The organism is Mesorhizobium sp. M1E.F.Ca.ET.041.01.1.1, from assembly GCF_003997355.1.
Classification (GTDB): domain Bacteria; phylum Pseudomonadota; class Alphaproteobacteria; order Rhizobiales; family Rhizobiaceae; genus Mesorhizobium.
The window spans coordinates 1-7100 of the sequence record NZ_RZSL01000321.1 but is presented as its reverse complement, the minus strand read 5'-3'; the positions used below and the strand labels follow the sequence as shown (position 1 = coordinate 7100).

The window sequence follows — 7100 nt, the reverse complement described above, 5'->3', positions numbered from 1 at the left end:
TTCCTCCGCCCTCGGCGGCAAGGGCGTGGGCGAACTGGCAATCGTCGGCATCGCGCCCGCGATTGCCAACGCGGTGTTCCACGCGACGGGGAAGCGGGTGCGGGATCTGCCGATAACGCTGGAGAAGTTGATTTAGGGGCGGCGTAGAAACTGCCGATCTCCTCCCTTGCGGGGGAGATCAATCGCTCGCTCGCTTTCGCCAATCTCTGTATGATTGCGCTATGCTGAGGGAAGCATCATGAAGAGCATAGCGGCAACCATCATCCTGGCGCTTGCAACCACCCTCCCCGCTCACGCCGCCTCCTGCGCCTGGTCCGCCAAGATGGAGGAGGACGAAGGCGGCAGCGTGATGACGGCTTCGGTCTGCGGCGGGCCGAAGGGCGATGCGCATCTGATGCTGACTTGCTTTGCCAAGCCAGTACTGAGCTATGATATCGGCGCCGCGGGCGGGCAACTCGAGCCCGGCATCAACGCCTCCTTCACCTTCAAGGCCGGCGGCAAGATCGTGACGCGGAAGCTCGACCTTGAAGCGATGTACAACTACTTCACGGCCGAGCTCTCCGGCCCCGCCGACCCGCTGCTCGCCCTGCTGCGGGGAAAAGGCGAGGCGACAGTCAGCGCTGCCAAATATGGCGAGGCGAGCTTTCCGCTGAAAGGCTCCGGCGCGGCGATCGGCAAGGTGCTGGCCGCTTGCGGCAAGGGCTCGGGCGACGAAGCGGATTGAGCCGCCGATCCCCTACGGTCGGTGCCTTCCCTACCACTCCAACCCGAACACCAATTTGCCGAAATGCAGCCCGCCGGCGGCCATGTGGGTGTAGGCCTCGGTCGCTTCGTTCTGTGAAAACACCTTGTCGACGACCGGCTCGATGCCGGCGGCGCCGATGGCGCGGGCGGCGTCGCGCAGGTCGGAGACCGATCCGGTGTTGTTGCCCACCACCTTCAGCGCCTTGATGATGATCGGCAGCAGGTTGACGGTCGCCTCGGCGCCGGTGACGAAGCCGATGGTGAACAGCGTGCCGCCCGGCGCAGTGGCGTTGACGGCACACGCGAAGGTGGCGGTGCCGCCTGTCTCGACGACGAGGTCGGCGCCGAGGCCGCCGGTCAGTTCCAGCACCTTGCCGTCCCAGTCCGGCGTCGCGCGGTAATTGATGAGGTGATCGGCGCCGAGCGCCTTGGCCCGCTCGAGCTTCTCGTCCGAAGACGAGGTGATGATGACGGTGGCCCCGGCGGCCTTGGCGAGCTGCAGCGTGAAGATCGAGACGCCGCCGGTGCCGAGCAGCACGACCACCGAGCCCGGCCCGACATCGGCGGCGCGGAGCGCGTTCCAGGCGGTGGTGCCGGCGATGGGCAGCGTCGAGGCCGCCTCGAAGGAAAGATGCGCCGGGACCGGCACGACCGAATTGGCCGGCAGCGCGACATATTCTGCGAGCGATCCGGGCAGCGAAATGCCGCGCATCTGCGTCATCTCGTAAGGACGGGGCCGGCCGCCTATCCAGCGCGGCTTGGCGTGGGCGACGACGCGGTCGCCGACAGCGAACCTTGTCACGCCCTCGCCGAGCGCGACGATCTCGCCGGCGCCGTCGGCAACCGGGATGAGCGGGAAGACCGGTCCGGGGTAGTTGCCGCTCGCCACCGCGACATCGACGAAATTCAGGCTCGCCGCGCGCTGGCGGATCAGCACCTCGCCGCGCTGCGGTTCGGGTGTGGCGACGCTGGCGGTGCGGAAAGCGTCCAGCCTGGGTTGGGTCAGTTCGATGGCTTTCATGGTTCACTCCGTGGGTGGCCGTTTGGTGGTTGAGTGAACCTAGCTGCTGCGCTATTTCTCGATAATCCTTGGTCTCTGCATTTGAGTATTGCAAATCATGCAGCAATCCCATGAACCGGCGGCCCTTGCGGAAATGGCGGCGTTCGCGGCTGTCGCCGAGGCGCGCTCCTTCACCAGGGCAGCGGCGCGGGTCGGGCGCGACGCGACCATCCTGTCGCGCCGCCTGCAATCGCTGGAAGAGCGGCTGGGGGTGCGGCTGCTGCACCGCACGACGCGCAGCGTGTCGCTGACCGAGGCGGGTGCGGAATTCCTGGTGCGCGTACGCGCCATCCTCGCCTCGGTCGACGAGGCGGAAGCCGCCGCCTCCGCGCATGCCGGCGGCGGGCCGCGCGGGCTGCTGAGGCTGGCGCTGCCCGGCACGTTCGGGCGCATGTGGGTAGCCCCGTTCCTGCCCCAGTTCCTCGCCGAGTTCCCGAATGTGCGCATCGAAGCCGAATTCTCCAACCGCTTCGCCGATCTCGTCGCCGAGAATTTCGACGTTGCCGTGCGGCTGGGCAGCCTGGAGGACTCGCGCCTGGTGGCGCGCAAGGTGGCGACGCGGCGCCGGCTGCTCTGCGCCTCCCCCTCCTACCTCGCCCGAAGGGGTCGGCCGGAGACGCCGCAGGCGCTGCTGGAACATTCCTGTCTCGGCTTCACCGGCTTCCAGACCTTTCCGGCCTGGGAGATGACCGACCGCGAAGGCCGGCGCGTGCGCGTCGAGGTTTCGGGGCCGCTGGTCAGCGACGACGCCGAGGTGCTGGTCGAGGCCGCCGTGCAGGGGGTCGGCCTGATGATGAGCACGGACTGGCTGGTCGGGCGCGAGCTCGCCGACGGCCGGCTGGTGCCGATCCTGGAAGACTGGACGCTGGCCGACGAGGGCGCGGTCTATGTCGTCATGCCCTCGGCCAAGGGCCAGGCCGCCAAGACCCGCGCCTTCGCCGACTGGATCGGCAAGCGATTTTCGCCGGAACCGCCCTGGCGGCGGTGAAGCTGCCAATCTCCCCCCTTGCGGGGGAGATGGCCGGCAGGCCAGAGGGGGTCGTCTCACATGGAGCTCCGGCGCCCTGTCGCAACGAAGAAGAAGTTGGCGCTCCACGCGCGGCGCCCCCCTCTGTCGCCTTCGGCGACATCTCCCCCTCAAGGGGGGAGATTACCCGCCCTTCCCCTGCCCCTTCAGGAACTGGCTGAGCAAATCCACCGGCAGCGGGAAGACAACCGTCGAGGAGCGCTCGCCGGCGATGTCGTGCAGGGCCTCGAAATAGCGCAGTTGCATGGCCTGCGGCTCGGCCGCCAGCATGCGGCCGGCCTCGACGAGCTTTGCCGCGGCCTGCTGCTCGCCGTCGGCGTTGATGACCTTGGCGCGCCGCAGCCGCTCCGCCTCGGCCTGCTTGGCGATGGCGCGGATCATGCTCTCGTTCAAGTCGACATGCTTGATCTCGACATTGGAGACCTTGATGCCCCAGGCGTCGGTGCGCTGGTCGAGGATCTCCTGGATGTCGCTGTTGAGCCTGTCGCGCTCGGCCAGCATCTCGTCGAGCTCGTGCTTGCCGAGCACCGAGCGCAGCGTGGTCTGCGCAAGCTGGTTGGTGGCGGTCATGAAATCCTCGACCTGGATGATGGCCCGCTCGGCGTCGACGATGCGGAAATAGAGCACGGCGTTGACCTTCACCGAAACGTTGTCGCGCGAGATGACGTCCTGCGGCGGCACATCCTGCACCACCACGCGCAGGTCCACCCGTACCATCTGCTGGATGAAGGGAACGAGCAGGATGAGCCCTGGCCCCTTGACCCCGGTGAAGCGGCCGAGCGTGAAGACCACGCCGCGCTGATATTCCCTCAGGATGCGGATGGCCGCCGACAGGAACATGATCACCAGCAGCGCAAGGACCAGATAGGCGACATAACCGACCGTCATTGTTTTGCTCCGTCGTTTCCTGCCCCGTCGTAACCTGCACCACGCCGCCGCACCGTCAGCACGAGGTCGCTGACGGCGGTCACCTCTGCGCGATCTCCCGGCGCGATCGGCCCATCGGCCTTCGCCCGCCAGCGTTCGCCGAGCGCCAGCACATGGCCCTCGCCGCCTTCCCAGTCGAGGATCTGCACCGGCAGGCCGCGCATGGCCTCGCCGCCGACGCGCGGCGGATTGCGCCGCGCCGCCCAGAGGTAGCTGCCGGCAAGCAGCGCGAGCCCCAGCGTCAGCGCCGTGGCCGGGCCGATGACCACCCACGATATGGCGAAGCCGGGCCCCTCGACCTTGAGCAGCATGGCCGCACCGAGCAGGAACGCGGCCGCGCCTCCGACCCCCAGCACCACCGTCGGATTGAAGGCCTCGACGATGAGGAAGGCGACGCCGAGCAGCATCAGGACGAGCCCGGTATAGTTGATCGGCAGCAGATCGAGGGCATAGAGGGCGAGCACGATGCAGATGGCGCCGATGACGCCGGGCGCCACCGCGCCGGGACTCGTGACCTCGAAGACGATGCCGTAGAAGCCGACCAGCATCAGGAGGACGGCGACATTCGGATCGGTGATGACGCCGAGAAGCCGGATGAACCAGCCGGGATCCAGCATCTCGACAGCCAAGCCCTTTGTCGCCAGCACTTCCTTCTTGCCGGCCACGTCGACGGTGCGGCCGTCGGCCAGTTGCAAAAGCTCGGTCGTGTCGCGGGCGACGAAGTCGATGACATGTTCCTGCAGCGCAGCACTTGCCGAAAGGCTCGCCGCCTCGCGCACGGCCTTCTCGCCCCAGTCGCCGTTTCGCCCGCGCAGCTCGGCGAGCGAGCGGATCAGCGCCACCGCGTCATTGGTCACCTTGGCCATCATCGCGTCGCCCGGCGGCCGCCCGCTGTCCTTGCCGTCCTTGTCAGGGACCCCGTCCTTGCCAGGGGCAATGTCCTTCTCGCCGCCGGGAAGCGAGGGCAGCCCGCCGAGTTCGACCGGCGTCGCCGCGCCCAGATTGGTGCCGGGCGCCATCGCCGCGACATGGGTGGCGTAGAGAATATAGGTTCCTGCACTCGCCGCATGGCCGCCGGCCGGCGCGACATAGCCGAGAACCGGAATCGGAGAGGCCAGGATGTCGGCGATCATCTCGCGCATCGAGGTGACCAGGCCGCCAGGCGTGTCGAGCTGAAGGATGAGGACCGCAGCGTTGCGCTCGGCCGCGGCCTTGAGCGCCTCCTTGAGCTGGCGTGAGCTCGCCGGGCCGATGGCGCCGTCGATCGCGATGCTGAGAGCGATCCTCTCCGCCGCCATTCCGGCCGAGGAGAAGGGGAAAAGAACCGCCGCGGCCACGAAGGCCGCTGCTACGAAGGCCACCCGCGCGAGTTTCACGCTCAAAGCTCCTTAGATTCAATATGGGGTTGTGCCGGGGCAAGTCCAATGAGCTGCTGATCTCCCCCCTTGAGGGGGAGATGTCGCCGAAGGCGACAGAGGGGGTCGCTGCGCATGGAACGCCAACCTCAATCTGCCGCAGCAGGCCGAGCCCAGTCGGACCGACCCCCTCTGGCCTGCCGGCCATCTCCCCCTCGAGGGGGGAGATTACGCGCTCGCCCGCTTTCGCCTACTCACGATTCCACGGCAATTTCGACGCGGGTTCCAACGCTGGCTCCCTCGCCCATCCTGCATTGTCCCCATCGACCGCGCGACCAAGCGCGCCCGCAACCAATGGAGACGACAATGACGACTTTGGATCGAACCACTCGCGAAACCGGCCGGGCTGGCCTTAGCCTGTCCGGCCTCGTCGGCCGCGCGCTCAGCCTGGCCTATCGCGCCATGAAGATGCGCAGCGAGCGCGCCGCGCTGCAGGCCATGCCGGACTTTGTGCTGAAGGACATCGGCATCAGCCGCTCGCAGATAGAGTACTCCGTGCGCTACAGACAATTCGACACGGATGAGTGACGGCCGCTTCGGCGGCCGGAACGGCTCGAAGGCCTGTCAAAAGCCCCGGCATTGCCGGGGTTTTCGCGTTTGGCCCTGCCCGCCGACCGGCTTCCCGGGCGTTGGATTCCGGTGGCGGACGCTCGTCTCAAATGGAATGTCCAACGCAATTTCCACGGTAGGCGTATCAAAAATTCCACGCTGGCACCCACTCTCGTTCAAACGCTCGACCGCCAAAGAAAAGCGTCACGGCAACCAAGCCGCAAACAACCCTGGGAGTAGAGAAATGCAACCCAACACCAAACCTGCACGCGTTCCACTCAACGGCGTCGACACGCCGAACCTGATTGCGACGATCAATTTCGTGGCCGGCCAGCCGGAGCTGGCGAAGTTCCAGTTCCGCGCCCATAACGAATGGATCGAAGGCACCCACAGCAAGAGCGTGATGCACGGCTTCTTCGGCGCCGGCCAGGAGCGGAAGCATGAAAAGCCCTACTACGCCGACAGCGACCATCCCGCCATTCTTTGCGGCGCCGACAATGCGCCGACCCCGGTGGAATGGCTGCTGCACGGGCTGGCGAGTTGCCTGATGGCGGGTCTTGCCAACATTGCCGCGGCGCGCGGCATCAAGCTCAGCCGGGTCAAATGCTCGGTCGACGGCGACATCGACCTGCGCGGTATCCTCGGCATCTCCGACGAGGTCCGCAACGGCTTCCAGAACATCCAGGTGTCGTTCGAGGTCGAAGGCGACGCGCCGGCCGAGAAGCTCAACCAGCTCGTCGAGCAGGCCCGCGCCCGCTCGGCCGTCTTCGACGTGCTGACCAAGGGCGTGCCGGTCACGGTCGGGATCAAGACCATCCAGTGACCCTTTGAAGGTCGTGGAGACGGTCCGGTCCGGACCGTTTCCCTCCTCTGCCAGCGGAACGGAACCATGAAACGGGCTGACGTCGTCATTGTCGGCGCGGGCCAGGCCGGCCTTGCGCTCAGCCATTGCCTCGGCCGGACCGGCGTCGAGCATGCCGTGCTGGAGCGCGGCCGCATCGGCGAACGCTGGCGCTCGCAGAGCTGGCGCTCTCTCAGGCTCCTGACGCCCAACTGGCTGAACGCGCTGCCGGGCTCGCCCTATCAAGGCGACGATCCGGACGGCTTCATGGACAAACACGCTTTCGTGGCGAGCCTGGAGGCCCATGCGGGGCGCTGGCAGGCGCCGGTCGAATGCGGCATCGAGGTTTTCTCCTCGAGACGGACCGGCGACGGCTTTGCGCTCGAAACCAGCGCCGGCGCCTGGTCGGCCAAGGCCGTTGTGGTGGCAACGGGCCATTGCGACCGGCCGTCGATCCCTTTTGCAACTGAGGGCGAGCCGCTCGGCATCCACGCTTCGCAATATCGTTCCCCCGGCGAACTGCCGCCCGGCGGGGTG

General features: G+C 67.1%; 8 protein-coding genes. 5 read left to right on the top strand and 3 right to left on the bottom strand.

Annotation, left to right across the window (positions count from 1 at the left end):
• Positions 1-238 precede the first annotated feature (238 nt).
• Positions 239-724 (top strand): hypothetical protein, encoded by a 486-nt coding sequence (locus tag EOA38_RS23065; protein WP_245464708.1) that lies wholly within the window; start codon positions 239-241, stop codon positions 722-724.
• Positions 725-754: 30 nt separating this feature from the next.
• Here EOA38_RS23065 and EOA38_RS23060 read toward each other — a convergent pair whose 3' ends face one another.
• Positions 755-1765, bottom strand: a complete 1011-nt coding sequence (locus EOA38_RS23060; protein ID WP_126094597.1) for an NAD(P)-dependent alcohol dehydrogenase — start codon at positions 1763-1765, stop codon at positions 755-757.
• A gap of 97 nt (positions 1766-1862) precedes the next feature.
• Here EOA38_RS23060 and EOA38_RS23055 point away from each other — a divergent pair, with 97 nt between their 5' ends.
• Positions 1863-2792 carry a LysR family transcriptional regulator gene (locus tag EOA38_RS23055; RefSeq protein ID WP_126094598.1) on the top strand — a complete coding sequence of 310 codons (930 nt, stop codon included), beginning with the start codon at positions 1863-1865 and terminating at the stop codon, positions 2790-2792.
• A 162-nt stretch (positions 2793-2954) separates the two neighbouring features.
• Here the strand turns inward: EOA38_RS23055 and EOA38_RS23050 are convergent, their stop codons facing one another.
• The gene (locus tag EOA38_RS23050) at positions 2955-3719 is read right to left on the bottom strand and encodes a slipin family protein (protein WP_126094599.1); all 765 of its coding nucleotides are present in this window, start codon (positions 3717-3719) and stop codon (positions 2955-2957) included.
• Entirely contained in the window at positions 3716-5134 is a 1419-nt protein-coding gene (locus tag EOA38_RS23045) for a nodulation protein NfeD (protein ID WP_127300327.1), read from the bottom strand. Before EOA38_RS23045 ends, EOA38_RS23050 begins: the two co-directional genes overlap by 4 nt.
• Positions 5135-5479: 345 nt before the next feature.
• On the opposite strand from EOA38_RS23045, the gene EOA38_RS39280 reads away from it, so the two are divergent.
• From EOA38_RS39280 to EOA38_RS23030, 3 genes are all read left to right on the top strand, one after another.
• A complete protein-coding gene (locus tag EOA38_RS39280; RefSeq protein ID WP_189350130.1) occupies positions 5480-5701 on the top strand; it encodes a DUF1127 domain-containing protein in 222 nt (73 codons plus the stop codon).
• Between the two features lie 265 nt (positions 5702-5966).
• Complete coding sequence (locus tag EOA38_RS23035; protein WP_127300326.1) at positions 5967-6545, top strand: OsmC family protein; 579 nt, start codon at positions 5967-5969, stop codon at positions 6543-6545.
• A 66-nt stretch (positions 6546-6611) separates the two neighbouring features.
• The coding region (locus EOA38_RS23030; RefSeq protein WP_189434819.1) for an NAD(P)-binding domain-containing protein at positions 6612-7100 on the top strand (489 nt) is incomplete at its 3' end.

Coding starts and splice junctions, on each gene's coding strand:
- EOA38_RS23055 (WP_126094598.1), top strand. CDS start 1,863: ATGCAGCAATCCCATGAACCGGCGGCCCTTGCGGAAATGGCGGCGTTC.
- EOA38_RS23050 (WP_126094599.1), bottom strand. CDS start 3,719: ATGACGGTCGGTTATGTCGCCTATCTGGTCCTTGCGCTGCTGGTGATC.
- EOA38_RS23060 (WP_126094597.1), bottom strand. CDS start 1,765: ATGAAAGCCATCGAACTGACCCAACCCAGGCTGGACGCTTTCCGCACC.
- EOA38_RS39280 (WP_189350130.1), top strand. CDS start 5,480: ATGACGACTTTGGATCGAACCACTCGCGAAACCGGCCGGGCTGGCCTT.
- EOA38_RS23065 (WP_245464708.1), top strand. CDS start 239: ATGAAGAGCATAGCGGCAACCATCATCCTGGCGCTTGCAACCACCCTC.
- EOA38_RS23035 (WP_127300326.1), top strand. CDS start 5,967: ATGCAACCCAACACCAAACCTGCACGCGTTCCACTCAACGGCGTCGAC.